This window comes from Bradyrhizobium sp. USDA 4501 (assembly GCF_054062115.1).
In genome coordinates this window covers 6,381,597-6,402,381 of the sequence record NZ_JBSSEX010000001.1, presented here as the reverse complement: position 1 = coordinate 6,402,381, position 20,785 = coordinate 6,381,597, and the positions used below count along the sequence as shown (strand labels likewise).

At 60.0% G+C, this 20,785-nt stretch carries 15 protein-coding genes; 5 read left to right on the top strand and 10 right to left on the bottom strand.

Annotated elements, in window-relative coordinates; genetic code table 11:
* Positions 1-248: 248 nt before the first annotated feature.
* Positions 249-458 (bottom strand): hypothetical protein, encoded by a 210-nt coding sequence (locus tag ACVWZM_RS29465; protein WP_141340037.1) that lies wholly within the window; start codon positions 456-458, stop codon positions 249-251.
* A gap of 98 nt (positions 459-556) precedes the next feature.
* Positions 557-970 carry a hypothetical protein gene (locus ACVWZM_RS29460; protein ID WP_076830452.1) on the bottom strand — a complete coding sequence of 138 codons (414 nt, stop codon included), beginning with the start codon at positions 968-970 and terminating at the stop codon, positions 557-559.
* A 363-nt stretch (positions 971-1,333) separates the two neighbouring features.
* Here ACVWZM_RS29460 and ACVWZM_RS29455 point away from each other — a divergent pair, with 363 nt between their 5' ends.
* The 3 genes from ACVWZM_RS29455 to fabF all read left to right on the top strand — a co-directional run bounded on the left by ACVWZM_RS29455 (position 1,334) and on the right by fabF (position 6,500).
* Complete coding sequence (locus ACVWZM_RS29455; protein ID WP_456855455.1) at positions 1,334-2,452, top strand: hypothetical protein; 1,119 nt, start codon at positions 1,334-1,336, stop codon at positions 2,450-2,452.
* A gap of 304 nt (positions 2,453-2,756) precedes the next feature.
* The gene (locus ACVWZM_RS29450) at positions 2,757-5,066 is read left to right on the top strand and encodes a tetratricopeptide repeat protein (protein WP_456855454.1); all 2,310 of its coding nucleotides are present in this window, start codon (positions 2,757-2,759) and stop codon (positions 5,064-5,066) included.
* Positions 5,067-5,237: 171 nt separating this feature from the next.
* Positions 5,238-6,500: a beta-ketoacyl-ACP synthase II gene (fabF, locus tag ACVWZM_RS29445; protein WP_456855453.1), complete on the top strand. Its 1,263-nt coding sequence runs from the start codon at positions 5,238-5,240 to the stop codon at positions 6,498-6,500.
* Positions 6,501-6,518: 18 nt separating this feature from the next.
* Here fabF and ACVWZM_RS29440 read toward each other — a convergent pair whose 3' ends face one another.
* The 4 genes from ACVWZM_RS29440 to ACVWZM_RS29425 form a co-directional block, all read right to left on the bottom strand.
* On the bottom strand, positions 6,519-7,682 hold the full coding sequence (locus tag ACVWZM_RS29440; protein ID WP_456855452.1) for a radical SAM protein: 1,164 nt from the start codon (positions 7,680-7,682) through the stop codon (positions 6,519-6,521).
* Positions 7,683-7,810: 128 nt separating this feature from the next.
* Entirely contained in the window at positions 7,811-8,206 is a 396-nt protein-coding gene (locus ACVWZM_RS29435; protein ID WP_229189152.1) for a hypothetical protein, read from the bottom strand.
* A gap of 535 nt (positions 8,207-8,741) precedes the next feature.
* Positions 8,742-11,525: a UPF0182 family membrane protein gene (locus ACVWZM_RS29430; RefSeq protein WP_456855451.1), complete on the bottom strand. Its 2,784-nt coding sequence runs from the start codon at positions 11,523-11,525 to the stop codon at positions 8,742-8,744.
* Positions 11,526-12,700: 1,175 nt separating this feature from the next.
* Positions 12,701-12,913, bottom strand: a complete 213-nt coding sequence (locus tag ACVWZM_RS29425) for a hypothetical protein (RefSeq protein ID WP_456855450.1) — start codon at positions 12,911-12,913, stop codon at positions 12,701-12,703.
* A gap of 143 nt (positions 12,914-13,056) precedes the next feature.
* Here ACVWZM_RS29425 and ACVWZM_RS29420 point away from each other — a divergent pair, with 143 nt between their 5' ends.
* On the top strand, positions 13,057-13,449 hold the full coding sequence (locus ACVWZM_RS29420) for a helix-turn-helix domain-containing protein (RefSeq protein WP_456855449.1): 393 nt from the start codon (positions 13,057-13,059) through the stop codon (positions 13,447-13,449).
* Between the two features lie 10 nt (positions 13,450-13,459).
* Here the strand turns inward: ACVWZM_RS29420 and ACVWZM_RS29415 are convergent, their stop codons facing one another.
* The 4 genes from ACVWZM_RS29415 to ACVWZM_RS29400 form a co-directional block, all read right to left on the bottom strand.
* The gene (locus ACVWZM_RS29415) at positions 13,460-15,385 is read right to left on the bottom strand and encodes a hypothetical protein (RefSeq protein ID WP_456855448.1); all 1,926 of its coding nucleotides are present in this window, start codon (positions 15,383-15,385) and stop codon (positions 13,460-13,462) included.
* Entirely contained in the window at positions 15,382-17,712 is a 2,331-nt protein-coding gene (locus ACVWZM_RS29410; RefSeq protein ID WP_456855447.1) for an ATP-binding protein, read from the bottom strand. The genes ACVWZM_RS29415 and ACVWZM_RS29410 overlap by 4 nt, the downstream gene beginning before the upstream one ends.
* Before the next feature lie 141 nt (positions 17,713-17,853).
* Positions 17,854-18,819 (bottom strand): hypothetical protein, encoded by a 966-nt coding sequence (locus tag ACVWZM_RS29405; RefSeq protein WP_456855446.1) that lies wholly within the window; start codon positions 18,817-18,819, stop codon positions 17,854-17,856.
* Entirely contained in the window at positions 18,816-19,463 is a 648-nt protein-coding gene (locus tag ACVWZM_RS29400) for a class I SAM-dependent methyltransferase (protein WP_456855445.1), read from the bottom strand. Before ACVWZM_RS29400 ends, ACVWZM_RS29405 begins: the two co-directional genes overlap by 4 nt.
* A gap of 136 nt (positions 19,464-19,599) precedes the next feature.
* Between ACVWZM_RS29400 and ACVWZM_RS29395 the strand changes: the two genes are divergently transcribed.
* Entirely contained in the window at positions 19,600-20,778 is a 1,179-nt protein-coding gene (locus tag ACVWZM_RS29395) for a cysteine desulfurase family protein (protein ID WP_456855444.1), read from the top strand.
* Positions 20,779-20,785: the final 7 nt, after the last annotated feature.

The window sequence follows — 20,785 nt, the reverse complement described above, 5'->3', positions numbered from 1 at the left end:
ATGCCCCGCATGTTGTCGCGGGCAACACCGAATCTGATTTGCGTGCCCGTGGGAATCCCCTTTGACTGTTCCGATTCACCTCAACTGGAAACCGCTCTAGCGACCGTCAGAACACCAGCCGCACGGGCTCGCATTGTCCTGGGATAATCTAGGCGCTCGAAATTTTTTCATCCGTTAGGAACTGACGCGCCGGTGCTTTTTGAGCGAACAGGTCTCAGCTTGAATTTCGCAGCGGGTGGTCAGCCACTTTAAGACCGGGCCAGATTGGCAGGTCGCCTGCCTTCGGGATGCTTGTCGATTGTCCGCTTCGCTGCAGCGATCGCTTCTTGAGTACGTTGGTAGGTCATTGTTCTGATGGTTTGGCCGCCGGCGATCGGCGTGACTTCGACCAAGAACCCACCGCCGGGTTGCTCGATAATCACCAATCGGTGCGCTAGATATTCAAATTCGTCCGTCACGTTAGTGAACTCGTTCTGGATTTCGGAACAAGCGGGTAAGGCCTGGAATGTTCCAATAGTGAGGTGGGACTTTGGGCGCAGCATGCTCTGCGACGGTGTCAGCGCTCTCCCGGCCACCAGGTTGAGGGCGGGTTCATGGCGGAGATCTTAGTCGTCCGCAGTACCACAAGATGGCTGCGCTTGAACGGGTAGCCGGAGCGTCGCGAGCACAGCTTGCAGCGCATATAGCGCTCCAGCTCGTGGATCGGCGTCCACTTCGGCCGCCTCACGATATCGAGCGCGACCGTCTGATGCGTCTCGCAGCCGAGGCATTTCACTTCGAGGTAGCGGAAACCGGCGTTGAGTGCATCGCCGAGCGCGGGCGACGGCTGGGCGGGCCCCTGAAAAGCGAGCATGCGGGCGTTCCATGCCCGGCAGGCCGCACCATCCGCCTCGAGCCGAGCCTCCTTGGCGCGCTCGGCCAGATGCCTGACCGTCGCTCCGAACAAGTACTCCCGAGATTTAGAGCCCATGCTGGTCACAAAAGCCGGATTCTCCTGTCGTTGCAAATTCCCAAGATATGGTCGCGCGGAACCGGTCCTGAGTACCGAAATCAGGCCGGTCAGTCGTTGTACTGGTTGCAGTCCGCGGCAGCGAGTCGATCGTTGTGCAATACGATCTGATCTCCGCCGTGGCAGCGATTTCAAGAAGACTCTGCAGCGGCCGCAACCTCGACTGCGAGCACCGCCGGTAACTGATCCGCCGAGCATCCTGCGCGTTTCAATCCGAGGTCCGCGTCATTTTCAGAAACAAATCTCCGGGCGAAACGGGCGCCCGAGTGTGTCATCACAGCGGAATTGTTTGCTCGATAGACGGCACGACCCAGGATAAATTTCATGATTGTGCGGGGACTTGTTTTCGTCATCCTCACGCTTTTCCCGGCAGGCGCAATTGCCAGAAGCTGGTTTCTCAATGGCGTCGGGAGCAGCGGCATTTATCACATCTGGGAGTTCGGCGACGACGGCCTGGTGTCGAGCCTGACGCCGGCGCTGTCGCCGCCCGATGGCGTTCTTCATTTGGCGTGGCCATCCGCGATCGCGCCGGATGCGCATACAAGGCGTCTTTATGCGTCGGCCTATACGACGGGCTGGTTTCAGCTGCGGCTCTGGACGTCGACGAACGAAGGAGCCTGGATTCCGCAGGGAATCGCCTTTCAGTCGGACGCGTCCGAGCCCGGCGGGATCGGACCGGCGCAGGTGGTGTATGAGCCCGGAGCAGCCGAGCCGTACATGATCTATTACCTCGACCGCGCGGCGAAGCAGATCAAGCTTGCGACCAGCGTTGACGGCATGACGTTCACGCGCCACGGCGCCGTGATCACGCCCTCACTGCCCGAGGAAGCGTCCGGGCTGTCGATCAGCTATGCCTGTCGGCGCGCGAACGGCGAATATGTCATCTTCTATCACGGCTACTACAACAACACGCAGAATGCCGTCGCGCTGGTTGCCACGGCAGATGGCCCGCACGGCCCGTTCACGAAGAAGACCGTCATTGCGCGGCCGGATGGTTTTGCGTCGACGCTTTCCGCCCACCGTCTCAATGCAACCGCCACCGCTGATGTCGCGGTGCCGCTGGGGATTCCCCTGCTGGTCGGTGGCGGCACGGCACGACAGGAGGCCAACGTCGCAATCAAGCAGGATGAGACCACGATCTGGTTCGAGCGGCCATTCGTGTTCGATCACGCTTCGGATCGTCTGGTTTCGGTCTCGCGAAACAAGGTGGAGCTGTCCTACGCCCAGGAGCAGCCGGACGGCAGCTGGCGCGGAGTCTTCTCGCTCTACAATCCAGACCCTGGCGTCGCTTCAGAATATACGACGGAGGGCAACGCCCGATCCCTGATCGCGCCATGGTCGTATGCGAGAACCGGGTTTCGCTTCAAGCCATGGTATCGCGGCGGGGAAAATTCGACCGAGAACCCGACGCCGCTGCTCAGCAACGACGCGTGTTCAAGCTAGAATGGCAGGCGCGTCGTGAACGCCGGCTTTAATGCTCCAGACGATGCCCCCGCTTCCGTCGTGATCGTCCACGGTTCGGCTGCGGCCGACGAGGCAGCCGCCGGGCTGATCGAGGACCATCCGCTCCAGCCCGACTATTGGTGGAGCTGTTCCTGGAGCTGTTCCTGGAGGCCGTTGCGCGATCGAGGACGATCTGCCAGTTTTCAACCTTTAATAGGCGGGCGATCCATAGCGCGGGCACAGCATGCGACATGTCTGCGAGCGTGAGGCCAGGACCCGGACACGGAGCGCGTGAAGACGTCTGATGCCCGAAACAGGAGAATCTCAAAAATCCAGCGCCACCGCCTTGCAGCGCGCCTTCGCGCAGGCTGTCGCGCTGCATCAGCGGGGGCAGCTCGCGGCCGCAGAAAAGATCTATGAAGACATGCTCCGACAGCAGCCGGACAACTTCGATGCGCTGCATCTGCTGGGCCTGATTTCGGCGCAGACCGGCCGCAGCGAGCGCGGCGTCGACCTGATCCGGCGAGCGATCAGGCTCAACGGCAACGTCGCGGACGCGCACAGCAACCTCGGCAACGCGCTGCGCGCGTTGCGTCGCTTCGACGAAGCGCTCGCGAGCTTCGATGTGGCGGTCGCGCTCAAGCAAAACCTTGCGCCGGCGCTCTATAATCGCGGAATCACGCTTGCGGACCTCGGGCGCCACGAGGAGGCGCTCGCAAGCTTCAATCGCGTGCTCGCGCTGGTGCCCGACCATGCAGACGCCCATCGAAACAGGGGCGCCGCGCTGAGAAAGCTGCAGCGGCTAGATGAGGCGCTGGCGAGCCTGGACAGGGCGATTGCGCTCAAGCCCAACGATGCCGGTGCACACAACGATCGAGGCAACGTGCTCAACGACATCAAGAGGTTCGATGATGCGCTCGCGAGCTACGACCGGGCCCCGGGAATCGCCGGCGCGTGCTACAATCGCGGCAACGTGCTGGTCGAACTGGATCGTCTCGAAGAGGCCGTTGCAAGTTACGACAAGGCGATCGCCCTGCGGCCCGACTATGCCGAAGCCTACAACAACCGCGGCTCGGCGCTGTTCAGGCTCAGGCATCATGAGGCGGCGCTCGCCAGCATCGACAAGTCGATCCGGCACAAGGGCGACGATGCGGCTGCCCACGCCAACCGCGGCAAGGTTCTATCCGTTCTGGCGCGCTACCCCGAGGCACTCGCCGCCTATGACAAGGCCGTCGCGCTCAAACCGGACCAGGCCGACATCGAAGGCTATCGTCTGCACGCCAAATCCCACATTTGCGACTGGGCCGACTTTGACGCCGAGTGCGACCGACTTGTCGAGTTGATCAGGACCCGGAACGCGACGACGCCGCCATTTCTGTTTTGTAGCGTTCCTTCATCGACCGCCGACCAGCTGCTGTGCGCCACGCGATGGACCGCGAAGAATCATCCGACGTCCATAAGCCAGCGCTGGCGGGGCGAGCGCTACCATCACGATCGAATTCGCATCGGCTATTTCTCGTCGGATTTCTGCAACCACGCGACATCGCTCTTGATGGCAGGGATGTTCGAGTGCCACGACCGGTCGAAATTCGAGACGGTGGCAATCTCATGGTCGCCCAACGAGCCCTCGGAGATGCGTCGGCGGCTGGATGCGTCGTTCGATCGATTTGTCGAGGTCCGGGACATCAACGACGATGAGGTCGCCGACCTGATCAGACAATTGGAGATCGACATCCTGGTCGATCTGAAAGGCTTTACCGGGGGATCCCGCACCAGAGTCCTCGGCCGCCGGCCCGCCCCCATCCAGGTCAATTATCTGGGCTATCCGGGAACGCTCGGTGCCCCGTTCATCGACTACATCATCGCCGACCGTACCGTGATCCCGGACCGCCATCGCGAATTCTACAGCGAAAAGGTGGTCGCCCTGCCCGACAGCTATCAGGCCAACGACGACAAACGCGTCATTGCCGATCGCGTGTTCACGCGCGGCGACGTCGGGCTGGCGCCGACCGGCTTCGTGTTCTGCTGCTTCAACAACAACTACAAGATCACGCCTGACATGTTCGATCGGTGGATGAGGATTCTCGGCCGCGTCGAGGGCAGCATGTTGTGGCTCCTCGAAGCCAACGCCGACTCTGCCGCAAATTTGCGAAAGGAGGCGGTCGCGCGTGGCGTCGCTGCGGAGCGCCTCGTGTTCGCACCGCGTATGTCGTCACCCGACCATCTCGCACGCCATCGCCTCGCCGGCCTGTTCCTCGACAGCACGCCCTACAACGCCCACACCACCGCCAGCGATGCGCTATGGGCCGGCCTGCCGGTGCTGACCATTCTCGGCGACACGTTTGCCAGCCGGGTCGCGGCGAGCTTGCTCCATGCGGTCGGCCTGCCCGAGCTCATTGCGGAATCTCCGGAGGCTTATGAGCGCATGGCGGTCGATCTTGCGACCGATCCTTCGAGGCTCGCGGCGCTCAGCACCAGGCTGGCGGCCAACCGACTGACGGCGCCGTTGTTCGATACCAAACGTTTCACCCGGCATATCGAGGCCGCCTACACCACGATGTATGCGCGTCACCGCGCGGGCATTGCGCCGGACCATATCGTCGTCCCGGCGTGATCGTTGCTGGCTGACGGCAGTCGCTCGTCAGCGGAGCGCTGAGAGCGAAGTCAATCCCTTGACGTCCGGCCGGTCGAGACAATAGATGACAATCATCATATAATGGACCGACGCCCGGGCAGGTTCGAATCCCGGCCATGCCGGATCGCACCAGGGCGCGACAGGAGAGCCATGCGTCGAATTGTTGTGACGGGCCTGGGGACGGTGTCGCCGCTGGGCTGTGGCACCGAACTGGTGTGGTCGAGGCTGCTGGCGGGGCATTCCGGGCTAACGGCATTGCCGGAATGGGCGGCGGCGCTGCCGGCGCGCGTCGCAGGACAGGTTCCCGACAAGGCCGGGGATGCCGAGGGCGGCTTCGATCCTGACCTGGCGGCCCCGCGCAAGGACCAGAAGAAGATGGACCGGTTCATCCTGTTCGCGCTGCTCGCGGCGGCTGAAGCCGTGGCGCAAGCCGGCTGGATGCCGGCCGACGCGCAGGCGCAGCAGCGCACCGCGACCGTGATCGCATCCGGGATCGGCGGGTTTCCCGCGATCGCGGACGCCGTGCGCACGGCGGAGAAGAGCGGCCTGCGCCGGCTGTCGCCGTTCACCATTCCCTCCTTCCTGGCCAATCTCGCGGCCGGGCAGATCAGCATCCGCTACGGCTACAAGGGTCCGATCGGCGCGCCGGTGACCGCGTGCGCCGCGAGCGTGCAAGCGATCGGCGACGGCGCGCGCCTGATCAGATCAGGCGAAGCCGACATTGCGATCTGCGGCGGCGCGGAGGCCTGCATCGATCCGGTGAGCCTCGGCGGCTTTGCGGCGGCGCGGGCGCTCTCGACGTCGTTCAACGACACGCCGGCGCGGGCGTCGCGGCCGTTCGACCGCGACCGCGACGGCTTCGTGATGGGCGAAGGCGCGGGCGTCCTCGTCATCGAGGAGCTCGAACACGCGCTTCGGCGCGGCGCGAAACCGATCGCCGAGCTCATCGGCTACGGCACGACGGCGGACGCCTATCACATCACCGCTGGTCCCGAAGACGGCGACGGCGCCCGGCGCGCGATGGAGGCGGCGCTGCAGCAGGCCGGCTTGCGGCCCGACCAGATCCAGCATCTCAACGCGCATTCGACATCGACGCCGGTCGGCGATCTCTCCGAGCTGGAGGCGATCAAGCGCGTGTTCGGGCGCGCGGGAGGAATTGCCGTCAGCGCCACCAAGTCGGCGACCGGACATCTACTCGGCGCCGCCGGTGGCATCGAGGCGATCTTCACGATCCTGGCGCTGCGCGACCAGGTCGCGCCGCCGACGCTCAATCTGGAGAACGCCGATTCCGCTGCACAGGGCATTGACCTCGTCGCGAACGTCGCGCGGCCGATGGCGATCGAACACGCGATCTCGAACGGCTTTGGATTTGGCGGCGTCAACGCCAGCCTGGTTTTTCGACGGTGGTCTTAAGGCGGTCGGGCGTTGCGCTCAGCGCACTCCAATCCGTTCCCCGTCCTGCTTGCGGACGTAGAGATGACGTTCCAGCACGGATTGCATGTTCTCGAACATCGAATAGAGATCGTCGCAATAAACCGACGGATTGTCGAAACCGTTCTTGGTGGAGAAGCGGTGCGGAAGGTAGCCTCCGCCGCAGGCGTTCATGAACTTGCATTGCCGGCACTTCTCGCAAAGATTGACTGAAGCATCGCGTGCGGCTTTCCAGCGCGGCTCGGTCCTGACGTCGTCGATCGCGTGATCGAAGATGTTGAACCGCGTGTTGGTGAAACCGTCACCCGCAATGCGCAACACGTCGTGGGCCTCCACCGTGCCGTCGGTCATGACCGTGCAAAGCTCGACCGGCTTGTGGCCGACACCTTCGGTCGGCGCGTTGTTGCCGATCAGGGCCGCGACCATGTCGGAAATGATGCGGACATTCGATGTCGGCGTCGTGCGATTGGCTTCCAGCCACAAATCGAAAAGGCCGTTATAGAACGGGGCAATGGACGACGGCTTCTCGTCCACCGTCGCGTCGGGAATCATGATGTCGTAGTTGGCGATGCCGCACGCCGCGAAAAAATCCGCGTACTCCTGCGGCGCGTAGGCCGGGTTGCACACCGCGAGCGCGATCACGCCGATGTCGCGCGATACCAGCATGCGGGCGGCGCGTTCCACGGCGGCATGGGTGCCGGTCCCCTGAAACGTCTTGCGGTGAGCGTCGTGAATATGTGCCGGCCCGTCGATACTGATCGCCACCGAAATGTTGCGGGCCTCGAAGCAGTCGAGCCATTCATCGTCAACCAGGATGCCGTTGGTCGTCACCGCGATGGGGATCTCGCAGCCGGTCCGGGATGAAATGCCCTCGCAGCCCTCCGCAAAACGGTGAAAATTATCGACACCCCAAAGCAGCGGCTCACCGCCGTGCAGGATCACGGGAAAGTCGACGAGGGAGTATCTGGCGACGTGCTGTTCGAGGCGCAGCAACAGCTGCTTCAGCACCTCCGCACTCATCAGCTTGGGCTTGTCATAGACGGCCGCATCGCGAAACCAGTAGCAATAGGAGCAATCGATGTTGCACCTCGCCGCTACCTTGACCAGCAACTGCGTGATCGGCTGCTCCTGGAACGCGACGGAATTTGAAGCGTCAACCGACATGCGGATTACCGGCAAGCTGCGATCGGGCTAGATCATGATGCGTTTCCACGGAATCGCATCATGATCTCATCTGGTTGTTTGAGCATGATCTTTTCGGAAAACCGGTTTCCACTTTTCCGGATCATGCTCTAGTAGCCCCTGACGAAGCCACCTCGTCGGAACGCGCCTGCTCCGGGATAATATCCGCCGGCCCTGCGAAATGCGCCGGCGCCCGGATAGTAGCCGCCGCCCCTGCGAAAGCCGCCCGCATAGGGCCCCCTGGCAAAGGCCCCGCGCCTGAAATAAACCTGAGTTGCCTGAGGCTGGTCGGAAACCACCCCCAGCTGGAAGCCCTGTACGTCTTGAGGGCTCTGTTCTTGCAAGCTCTGTTCTTGAGGGCTCTGTTCCTGAGCGCCCTGTTCCTGAAGGCTCTGCTCGCGCACACCACTCAGCAATGCGTCGATACCCTGATGATCGCTTTCGATTGTCGCACCCGGCCCGTGCAGTTGCAGCAGGCTCGCCAAGACCGTCAGCGTGATCGCCATCGTTGAGCTCCTTTTCGCGATATCGCAATCAAACGAAATGTCGGCGCGTGCCTTACGCCGGTCGAGCAACTGAAAGTATAGCAGCGGATTTGCAGCGGAGTCTAGGTATCGCGTCTGATGCTGCGCCGATCAGTTCGCGATGGGCGAACGACCAGGGCACGCTCTCGCGCGAGCCCGTTCCGAAAGACCTGCGCAATCGTTCACGAATGTGATCGCGGCCAACGGCACCGCAATCTGAATCGGGAGCCGCAGGCATGCGCGCGAAATGGCCGCTTTTACGTGCTGAAGCGGGTCAGTTCCGGGTTTGCGGATGAGGGCTCAATGGCGCGCCAATCGGAACGAAACTGCGAACTCTTATGTGATTGAAATTGCAATGCGACCTTTAACAATACCCGATTGAGGCGTGCGTCCGCACTCACAATTCCCCGAGCCCATTGGAGCGCGATGACTTTTCTTCGAATCGTCATCCCGCTCTGGCCCTTTGATTTGACACGATCTTTTCGGACAACCGCTACACGCTTTTCCGGATCATGCTCTAGTGACCGGCGGAGCGTCGGTTCATTTCCTCAAGGGGCTCGCGCAGGGCATCGAACTGGGTACCGAAACCTTTCCAGTCTCCCGCCTTCAATCGCTCCATCGCCTGATTGTAGTGATCGAGCGCCTGCTGCGCCGGGCTCGCCGTCCCGCCTGCAGGGGACACCGTTTCCGTTGCGTTTGAAACCGCCGGCACCGCACCGGGCTCCGCGAACAACGCGGCCAGGGCGTCAGCGAGCGTCTCCTTCATCACGACGTGCTCACCGTAGGCCGCGATCACGCGTTTCAGCTCCGGCAGGTGTCCAAGCTCGGCGCGCAAATAGAGCGGCGAGACATAAAGGATCGAGTTCTCGATCGGGATCACCAGCAGGTTCGCACCGCGTATCACCCGCGAGCCCATCTGATTCCACAGCGTGAGTTGTTGCGAGATCTCGGTATTCTGATTGATCCGTGCCTCGATCTGAAACGGCCCGTAGACAAGCTTGTCCTTGGGGAACTCGTAGACAATCAGCTTGCCGTAGTCGGGGGCGTCGCAACGCGCCGCGAGCCACGCGATCATATTGTCGCGACGGCTCGGTACCATGGGAAGCATCAGGAAGAACTCGGCCTGCGGCTCGCCGGGCAGCCGCATGATGATGTAATAGGGGGTCATCACCGAAGTGCCGTCGCCGCCCGGCTGTCGCGGAAACTGCCAGAAGTCCTCGCGGTTGTAGAATATTTCGGCCTGCTCCATGTGGTAGGTCTGATACAGCCGCGCCTGGATCAGGAACAGATTCTCCGGATAGCGGATATGCTTCTGCAAATCCGCCGGCATGGCCATGAACGGCTTGAACAGGTCCGGGAAGATGCGCTGGTAGGTCGCTGCAATGGTATCGCTTGGGTCGATCAGGTAAAAATCGACCGTCCCGTTATAGGCATCGACGACAATTTTCACCGAATTCCTGATGTAGTTGAGATCGAGCTCCGGCACGGGCTGCGCTGAGGGGAAATAGGAGCTCGTGGTGTAGGCATCCTGCATCCAGAACAGCCGACCGTTGCTGACGACCAGATAGGGATCATGATCGAGCCTGAGGAATGGGGCGATCGTGCGCACCCGTTCCGTAATGTTGCGCCGGATCATGATCCGGCTGTCGGCCGTGATATAGCTTGAGAGGACCAGATTCGCGTCGTTGAAGTAGTAGGCGAACAGCGTTCTCCATCCCAATGCTCCGATCGGCACACCGCCGCTGCCGTCATAGGCCGCATAGACGTTGTCCTTCCCCTTCGGATAATCGAACTCCGGGATGCTGGCCTTGACGATGACGTAGTCGTCGCTCTCTTCGCCGAAATAGATGCGCGGTTCGTCGATCCTGGGGCCACCGTCGGCAACGGGCGGAATATCGCGCAAATAGAAGAACGGCAGTCCTTCCGTGCTCTTGCGGGTGACCGGGCTCATCACTGCGCCGTTGCCGTGCGTAAACAGCACGTGGCGGTTGACCCAGGCCTGGGCGTTCGCCGGCAGCAGGGAGGCCCGGAGTTCGCGGGCCGAGAGCATCACGCTCTGGTAGGAGCCGTCGAGCCAATAGCGATCGACGTCAAGATCGTGGAATTTGTAATAGGTACGGATCTCCTGCAGCTGCGCGTAGGTATTCGACAGCGGCAACCAGTCCCACAGCCGGATGTTGTCGATGGTCGCCTTGTTCGCTTCCAGCGTCTTGAAGGTCAGCCTCTGTTCAGCGGCAAACGGCTTGGTTGCGATCCGGTCGAGATTGTAGGCCTGCCTGGTGAGCGCAATGTTGCGTTCGATGTAGGGCTTCTCCAGCTCCAACTCCGTCGGCTTGACGACGAAGTGCCGGAAAAGCGAAGGGACGAGGCTCGACAGCATGACAGAGCCGACGCCGACGAGGATGAACGCGGCGGCAAGAAGCCGGTAGGTGCACGCCCGCAAATTGGCCCATGCGATGAGCGCCGCGATGATCGAAAGCCCGATCATCAACCACAGAGCCGGCAGCCCCAGATGGACATCGGTGTAGCTCGCCCCGACCACGACACCATTGTCGCCGTAGAGCAGCAGATAGCGGTCGAGCCCATAGGACCAGGCTTTCACCGCGAACAGAAGGCCAAGCAGCGCCGAGCCATGCGCGATCACGGTCGGCGAAATTGAACGGTTGTGAACATCGTATTCGATGTCGCCGCGCACCCAGTAGATCGCTCCGGCAAACAGTGCGCCCAGGATAATTGTCAGCAGCATCCAGTTCTTGATCGCGATATAGGCGGGTAGCGAAAAGAGATAGAACCCGATGTCCTTGTTGTAGAGCGGATCCTGCGTACCGTAGGGCACGTGGTAGAGAAACTGCAGGAAGATGTTCCAATTGCCGACTTCGCCTGCGGCAACCAGCAAGGCGAGCACACCCGCACCGAGCGCGACAAACCGCGGCCGGGCTAATTGGTCGCGCAGCTCTACGAACGGATCGGGCGGCGCCGTAAAACCGGCGACCTTCCCCGGGGCAAATCGGTTCTGTAGCGGCTGCTGCATGGCAAACAGCACCGCCAGGAGTCCGTTCAGCGAGAGGACGACGGTGGTCACCGCGAAGACGGAGAGAAAGACGATTGCCTTGGCGCCGATCGCCGTCAGGAAAACCTGTAGGTAGCCGATCGATGAAAACCACAGCCAATCGACCAGGAAGTCGCTCGCGAACGAGAGCAGGATCAGGCAAATCGTGATGACGATGGCCGCAACGATCAGCCTGACCACGCCACTTTGCCGTGGTCCTTTCCGGCCGGGTCCGGTAATCCCGATCGTCATGACTTCATCATAGCGGAAACGAGGGACGCCCGCCGCTTGTTTCGTGGTGGGGATTGCCCGCCAAGGCGCGATGAGGGCTCGAAGCTGCGTCACCGGGACGCAAATGAGCACAAGGCGGCAACTGCTCAGGCGGCCGGCGTGATCAATCAGTCGTCGAGCAGGAAAGCTCCCGGCGAATGGAGCCGTATCGTAAAATGTCGTGGAATAGCGAACATTTGGCGCTCCCTAGGGAACTGAAATAAGAAAGCGAACTCAATGCCTTACGGAACTGTTTGGGTAGGGCACGCCTCATTGTATTTCAAGGCGTGTCAAAATGACCGCCCAAACTGTTGAGTCATAAGATCCCAGCCTACTTTTCCATGACTGTCGAATGAGTGAACTTCAAATGGGAGCGACACTCGAGCAGGCGGTCTTCCGATAGACAGCGGATTGGACAGTCAGCCTGAATACAGGAAGATCAATACCCTCTTCCGACAAGCTGTCTTCTATGTGTTTGCTCCAAAAACTGCCCTGGTCGGAACGAACGATCGGTAGGCCCCAATCTTTCGGGGGCGGTCGGGACCGTTCCCCCAAAGATCCGTTTTCACAATCTTTCGAGCCCGACCGGCCGCATGATCATTTGCATGGTCGCCTAGCTGAACCTCGGCTTTTGGCGTCTTGCCCTGACCATCGTCTCAGTTACCACGATCGCTTACGGCGGCCACCTGCTCTACACTCGTCGCGTCGAAGCGATCTGCCGGCACGGTGCGCCACCACGAGAGCGGCTCCGTCGGTAGCTCACGCCGAGCAGGCGGTGTCCGCCGGCATTTCGCGATCTTGCTGGTCTTCTGTTTCGTCATCTGTCTCTCGAAGAGGCAATGCTTTCCCGCTCGCTCGGATCGCTCCGAGTGGTGCGGATGCTGCCTTGTTTTTGATAGGAGGCCGACGCCTCTATGGTCTGGAGACGCCGGCTTACGCCGTCGTCTCACCCTAGCCTCGCCTCACCGGGCCACGCCATGCCTCGCCGGACCACGCCCCGCCACGAGTTCTCAATCGATCAACGTCACCTCGAACGTGCCGCTTTGGGGCCGCCAGTCGCCGAGTCCCTTTCGGACACCTGCTTGCGCAATGGCCTGGACGAGATGCTCCCGACCGATGTTGGAACCGCACGACATCGGCGTGCTTCGGCGTGGTGATCACATAGCGGCGTCACGGATCATGCTGGTCACCTCACGATGACATGGGCAGCACAGAGCGATCAGATCGCTGTCCCGCTCGGCGCCGAGCCGCTCGTAGCTGGCGTGGTGGACCTCGAGCGGCGCCTTCTTGCCGCGCAGGCGCCAATGCTCTTGCGCGTCATCGAGGGCCTTCAGGCGCGCGGGATTTCGACGCCAGGCGTCGCTGCCCATGTAGATCCGTTAATTCAATTCGATGCTTCAGTTGGCTATTTCGGGATATATTATCCTGAAATGTCCGGTTAGCAAAGCAACTTCGCGATGCCACAGCACGAAAAATCTGTTAAACCTTAATTGCGTGCAGGGGGCGATTCGCTGTGGAAGTCAGTTCGGAAACCGCTGATGTGCTGTCACCGGCGCAAATGCGCGCGGCGAGGGGCCTACTTGGCCTCGATCAGGCTCAGGTCGCGCAACTAGCGGGCTTGAAGCAGAACACCATTTCCCGCTTCGAAGGCGGTGAGGATTTTTCAGTCAAGAACAAGCGCAGGCGCGACGCATTGAAAGCGATCAGGCAAGCGTTCGAGCAACAAGGCGTGGAGTTCATTTTTCGTAGCGACGTGTCGGGCGAAGGCGTTCGCCTCAGACTGCCTGAGGCTGGCGCTGCAACTGAGTCGGATCCCGATGAAACCACGCCCTCCTCGCCTGGGCGCTATGGTTCGCGTCGATCCTTCGCTCTAGCGTTTGGGGGCGTTTCCTGCGCTTCCCATTGAAGCCGGTGTCTCAACTTTCTTCAATCGTGCTGAGCGCCATAACGAGCTTGAGGTCGCGCGGATCCTTATCCTTACTCGCGTCCAAGCTTTTCAGCCATTTCGTATCGATCTTGACGCCCGATCCGAAATCCAGTCCCGACTTAATCTTGGTCGCCACATTGAAGGTGTTTAGCTGGGCGGGTGATTTGACCAGTGCCCGAATCTGCCCCGCAAAAGGATCCTTGACCGTCGAAAGATCGATGTCAGCGATTACGCCGGCAATTCTCTCGGCCGCATCCCCGTTGAAGATCAACACCTGATACGTTTCGCCCCGAACCGGTCGCACCTGCATAACGGCCGCAATTCGCTGCAGTGGGGTGAATCTGAAAATCTCGACATAACCTCCTGCTTTCGCAGGCGCAGTCAGGCTGATACCGACATCGATGTGCTGATGTGGAGCAGCGATCGTGCCGACGCGCGTAAGATTGCTGGCGAATATTTGCTGCAGCTTCAGAGCCTCGACATCGCGGAACCGACCAATTCGAAGATAATTCCCCTTCTTGGCCAATCGCCGATCCGCGAACTTAACGGGCCAAGCGGAAATCTGCGCTTTCTGCCACTCGATCTGAAATTGATCTTTGTCGTACAGGAATACGTCCGTAGTTTCCGGCCGATTGGATATGGCCGCCGTCCAGTCTCGTCTGCGGACAATTCCACGCAGCATGAGAATCGCATCACTCTTCTTTTGCGCGATGTCGCAGGCCTGACTGATGACGACGAAGACGGGCTGATCGTGAAGATCCAACGTCCGATTTTTTTCCCATTTCTTTGGCTTTTCGACGATGAGATCGCCTAGCTGAAGCACCGACTTAGCCTCGTCGAAATTATAGCCCTCGCTTCTGATCACGTCTTCGCACACGAAAGAAGATGCGTACTTCAGCTTGGGGATCTGAACCGACGGCAGGAAATGCGACGCCGGAAACTTCTCAAACTTCATGTCGTCCAGCAGACGATCAAATCGCCCCGATGCAAGCTGCTTCTCGATGCAGAACTGAACGTAAGTCGACGACATTGAATTCAGGTACTCGCCGAGGGCAGTGCTATCGTCCTCAAGCCGAAACTTGAATAGGTAGGCCAAATCGGAGAGATCCAACAAGCGCATGTGCTTGCGGTATTCGACGGCGGCGGAAGAGATGGCATCGAACCATCCGTCCATCCATTTCGCTACGCGTTGAGCATCGTCCTTGTGATTGAGAAGGTCCATTAGGGCCTTCGGCAGCGCCTTCGGAAAGTCTTCCTTGTTGATCGCGCGAAACTTACATCCGATCAGCTCTGCCCGCACCTGCAACTCTGATGCTACGTCATATAGCCTGGTGCTTCCCGTAGTCGACATAACGACGATTAGCGGGCGTTGCTCGTCTGGCTTGCCTTCCAGCAGCCCACGAATGCGTTCTACCGCATCCTCCAGCGCGGCTTCTGTGTCCGTAATTCCAAGATACAAATCGAGAAAGATGATCTGCACATTCTCTGGCCCGCTCATTTCACGGCGCCCTTGAGGCGTGAATTCTATCTTCGACTTCGACAGAAATTCCTCGAGGTACTCGAGCTGCTTCTTCTTAGACGCCTGGACGGCCTCAAAGGATCCAAACAGCTGCGACACCACCTGCTTTGCCAATTTTCCAGCTTGAGCAAGTTTCCAAAGCTTCTCAACGAAGCTATCGTCTTTCAAACCAGCAGCGAAGTCTTCGGAATCAAAGCCCTTTTCTTCCAGGATGGCCCCCAGCACCTTTCGAACGGGCCCCGACGAGCGATCGTACAGCGCAGTCGCTGCGGCATCCGTATCCGAGAAGAGGAGGTCATCCGCAAACGGAACTGTATCATAAGCGTCGTCTATGATGAGGGCTTGCTTGATTTGATGAGTTTGGACGAGCGCAAAGACATCAGCCAAATCGTTCATGATGCTGCCGTAAGCACGAGTTCAAAAGCATTGAGCCTACCTTCATGCGCCGCATGTTGGGGGGTCATGTATAGGTCTCCCCCGTGATGGCGGGCATTTTCCCGCGCGATGTACAGGCCCAGTCCGCGACCGCCTTCATCGCCACGAGTGGTATAAAACGCATTGAAAATAACGTCGGAGAACTGTTTGGCTACCCCGGTGCCATTGTCCCAGAACACGAATGAGCCTCCCGCTTCAGGACGAACCTCCACTTCAATGTGCGGTTGTAGACGCTTGCGATCGCGTTTGGCAATATTCAGCCAATGTATCGAATTGGAGAGCAGGTTCTCCACAATCTGAACGACCATTCCCTTGACGGCCTTGACCCTGATCGGACGGCCGTTCGGCGCCCGCGAGTTGACCTTCCAAGAGATTCCCGCCTCGCTCAGGACGTCTGCGCGGGCCTCAAAAGAGTCGCGCACAGCCTGAACGAGATCGAAGTCGGATTTTTTCTGACGGCCGGATACGCTCAATGGATCCAACACACGAAGCCTACGCTCGATAGTGACTAGCTGCGCCTCCAAATTCTGGAACAGCGATCTCACCGCCGGCGGGAGCTTCATGCCCCCCGACGATCTGATCAAATCCAGTGTGTATTTGGTCGTGCGGGCGAGTTCGTGCGCGACGATTTCCACCATGAGGCCGATACCCGCGAGCTCGATCAGCCGATCCTTCTCGCCCTCCGTCCTCTCGGCGTAATTTTGGGCCTTAGTATAGGCGACATACATGTCGTTGAACGAGCTTTGAAGGCTGTCAACGACTACGTCCTCCCCCTGAAAAGTGCGCTTCAGCTCTTTGATATTCGCCCGGACGCGCCGGTTGTAGCTTTCGACCTTCTCGGTCGTCTCGGTTAGATCGAGTTCACGAAGACCCGCGTATTCATCGTTGACTCCATCCATCCAAACCTTGAGCGGCTTGGTCAGAAAATTGTGCAAGATGGAAATGAGAGCGTGCTTTTCGAAGTTGTCGCGAAGTCCCTCGCGATTCGTCTGATCGACTAGATGCTTGTTTCCGGAGCGCGTTATCTGAACTCGACCGAGGATTTGGTCGGTGTTGAGCAGATATCCGCTCGACTTGAAAGCCTGGGTATTCAAGTCGAGCCAATCGTCCCCCTTGCTTCCATAAGGGTTCACTCGGAAGCCATCGCGGTAAAGCATCAGCCCCCCGGTCCACGCGTTGACCAGTTCCTTCACCTGGGCTCGGTCGCCGATTTCATCGATCTTCTTCAGAATGCGTCGATTGAACCAATAGAACTCAAACGAAAAGGGGCCGAGAGAGGTCAAGGCCGACTTCGGGACGTTCTCGCCCAGGAAGTCGCCGAGCTCATGATGAGTCAGCACGAAGTCTGTCTTCTCGGAATATAGCCGATAGTCGAATGTCGCCTTGAGCCTCGGCGACTTCTCGATCATATAGTTTCCCTTGCAATAGCCGTGAGCGGCCTTGAACAGCGCTTGCGTAATCCTCTTGGTCGACACGGGCTCGGCATTAAGCGACAGCTCGATCGGGAATCCCTCCTTCGCCGACAGGAATGGATCGACAAGGCGACTGAACTCTCCGCTGGCTAGTTTTTCGACCTTGGAAAGGTCCCAATCAGCGGCGAGGTCGCGGATAGTCAGTTTTGTGCCGCTTACTTTTGGATTTGTCTTCCGTTCGCCGACCTCGATCGACAGATCGACCTGATCCAGTAATCGCCGTGGATCAGAGGAGAAGACGCTCCAGTCGACGTTTAGAACATTCCAGAATCGCTCGCCCGAGCGAGTCGTTCGAACCTCCAGCTTGCTTCCCAGACGCATGGACGACAAGCGACCAACGCCCTTTTCGCCGAGCGTAGGGCGCTTGTCCTTCGAAGGTTTAAGCAACCGATTGGCGGTACCGATAGTCAGGAATGCCTCTGCAAGGTCGTCAGAGGACATTCCGCTCCCGGTATCATCTATCTGGATTAGGTTCTCGGTCGAATAGATCTCGTGGAGACGCCGCCGGAATTCGGCGAGAGATTTGACCTGAAGTTTTGCTAACGCTTTGGCTGCCGCAGGATCGGTCAAGGGCTTCCTGAGCTTGGACTTCAGCTCGGCAATCGCATCCTCGACCGTTTCGATCCGCTCCTCAGCTATGCCGCTTTCGATTTCAGAGAGCGTGCTGCGCGTGAACAGCACCTCGACGCTGACCTTTACGTCCGGCGAGCCCGCATCGAATGCGTTCTTCACAAGCTCATAAATGGCGATCGCGTCCGAGCTGATCAGTTCGGCCCCAAGCTCGAGGACGGTTCTAGCGGCTACCTTGAATTTCAAGAGCGGGGCCCCGATGGTTAAAAATCGGTTGATTGGGCCGACAATAGCACCAAATAGTTGAAAATATCGCAAGCGTAGCCGAGGGTTACTCGGCACCCGCCCGTCATGTGCAATTGACCTTCGCCCTTCGCTCAGGGACCATTACGTCGTCTCCTCGGCACCCACGCGACGGCCAGGCCAATCGGGTAACGCTAGACGTTCCGGAATTGTCAACTCCTGAGCCGGCGGATGCAGAACAAGAGGCTCGGCGCGAATGAGAGCGATCCGATCGCGGATTCGCTTGATCTCCAACTCGATGATCTCATCGAGTTGCCTCGGATAGACGTAGTGAGCGTATCGATCCCGATCGTCGTCCAGTTTGTGCCCCGCGGCCAACAGCATGATCCTGAAATGGCTGGCGGCTCGCCACAGGTAAGGTTGCACCTGTTCGCTCACAAGGCCGGACCTGTCCTGGATCAGGCCGAGCAGCTTCTCGTCGATCGACAGGATCTCCTTGACGAGCGTCACCTCGCCCGGAGTGAACTGATCCTCCCACTTCGGATCCACCAGCAGCAACAGTATCCGCATTTCCGCGCCCGCCGCATGCCTCGCCTTCAGATCGGTCGCGATCAACTGGTTCGTGTTCGATAACTGCTGATACGGCCCGTAGAAACTGTCTAGCTTCTCCTGAAGGGATTCCAATTCCGCTTCATTCGCCTTCTGGACGTTGGTCGCCCGGCTCGTCCTACTGTTGAATATGATAGCAATCGCGGCGACGAACGCGCCGGCGAGGCCGGCCAAGCCGGTCAACAGAGGAGCAAGGTCCTTCGCGGTCCATCCTCCGCCATCCTTAGGAGGAGAGCACGCGTACTGGACCACAACATTCCGACCGGGATCGCCGGACGGCGACGGCGACACGGTCGGATTTGAAGCCGCAGCCGCAGGAGTTGGTGCGGCGACTGGAGCGATGGCCGGCGCTTTCGGCGGCTCGACCTTCGTAGACGGCGATGATGGTGCCTTTGGAGCCTGCGGCGCTGCGCGAGCCGGCTCTTCCGCAATCGCCAAGCTGGGCTGAACGACCGGGATCAGGAGCGCCCCGAGGATCAAAAGTGCAAAGAACTGCTTCATTCCGACGTCGCCAGCGATGTCATCCACTGCTCCTGAAGGCCCTCTGCACCCTTTCGAAGTCCGCCGTTGAATGCGGTCGTCATCGTTCGAAAGCCCGCGGCGGTCAATAGCTGCTGCCAATCATCAGCCTGGTAGAACGCGAAGAATCTTCCGTCACCGCCGAGGAGCTCGCCGGTTCCCCTCTTCAGCGAAGCAAACAGGAGCCCACCCGGCTTCAGAACGCGCCTCACCTCAGCCAGCGCTGCGACGACATCGGGCCGTGGAAGATGGAGAAACGAGGCCGACGCCCAGACACCGTCGAAGGCTTGTGATCGGAATGGAATTCCTCTCATGTCGGCCACGACGACTGGAGCTTGCGCGGTAGAGCGCGCGATCTTCGTTATCGCTTCCGAGTAGTCAAGCCCCGCCACCGGGTGGCCCAGAAGCCGGAAGCTCGCCAGGTCGTATCCGGCGCCGCAGCCAAGATCCAAGACACTGCCACCGGCCAAACGGCGAGAAAAATCTGCCAACTGAGGGGCCAAGGCCCGAATGCGAGTTGTGTGCGCATACTCGTCGGCGTGCGCTTCGTAGAACCGCCGCGTGCCGTCATCAGGCACCGACTTTGGACCACTCGCTTTGGGGCGACGAACGGGTGTCTTGCTCATGGGATTCTCGGCGGCGAGCTGCCGTCGCGGGGGGTGAACAAAGCGGTTGAAAGATGCATCCGCAACGTGTGAGCCTGCGGCTATTCGTTGTAGATGTAGCAAGTCTGAATCTCAGCACCAAGCTCGCGATAACCCATTGATTTATCTTGACCATCAAGCAACGACCGCCGTCGACCCTCGCGTAATCGACGCCATGATGCCGTGGTGGCGCGATCGGGCCGCGAACGCTCACTCGCCGCATGTCCAGGGTCACGCCGCTCGCGATGCGATCGAAGCTTCGCGGGCCGAAGTGGCCGCGCTAATCGGAGCCCAGCCCGAGGAGATCGTCTTCACGTCCGGCGCGACGGAGGCCTCCAACCTGGCGCTCCGAGGATCCCTGGGGCGCGGCCGCCACGCGATTACGACGACCATCGAGCACAGCTGCGTCCGGGAGACGCTACGAGCGCTCTCGAAGCAAGGCACTTCAGTAACGGAGGTCGCGGTAAGCCCCAACGGGCTCGTCGACCCCGCGGATATCGAAGCCGCGATCACCACCAATACCCGCCTAGTTTCCGTGATGGCGGTGAACAACGAGGTGGGAACAATCCAACCGCTGGCCGATATCGGCGCTGCTTGCCGCAGCCAAAACGTCGCGTTCCATACCGACGCCGCTCAGGCGGTGGGCAAGATTCCTCTCGACGTCGGCGGAATGAAGATCGATCTGCTGAGCATCTCGGCACACAAGCTCTACGGCCCCCAAGGGATCGGCGCCCTGTACTGCAGGCAATCGCTGCGTCGCTCGTTGAGTCCAATCCTGACCGGAGGAGGGCAGGAGCGCGGCACTCGTTCGGGCACTCTGCCGACTGCGCTTTGTGTCGGCCTTGGCACCGCTTGCCGCATCGCAAAGGCCGAAATGTCCGAAGAATCCTCCCGTTTGGCAAGCCTCAGGGAGCGCTTCTTGGGCCGCCTACTGGAAGCCCTCCAAGGCGTTCAGGTGAACGGCTCTCTCGTCGAGCGCATTGCAGGAAATCTCAACGTCGCCTTCGACGGCATCGACGCCGAGTCACTCTTGTACCGTCTCCCCGAACTCGCGCTTTCGACCGGTTCGGCCTGCTCATCTGCTGCAATCGCGCCATCTCACGTGCTTATCGCGATGGGTCTCACCCAGGAAGCCGCGCAGGCTTCAGTGAGGATCGGCTTTGGGCGGGACACGCAGGCGAATGAAGTCGACGCCGCGGTCGACTTGATCGCAGAAGCGGTGAAGGCCTTGCGTCTTTCCGGAGGGTCCCTCAGTGTCGACAGAGCAGCCAAGTCGCGCAATCAAGGCCGCCGCTAGGGTCAGG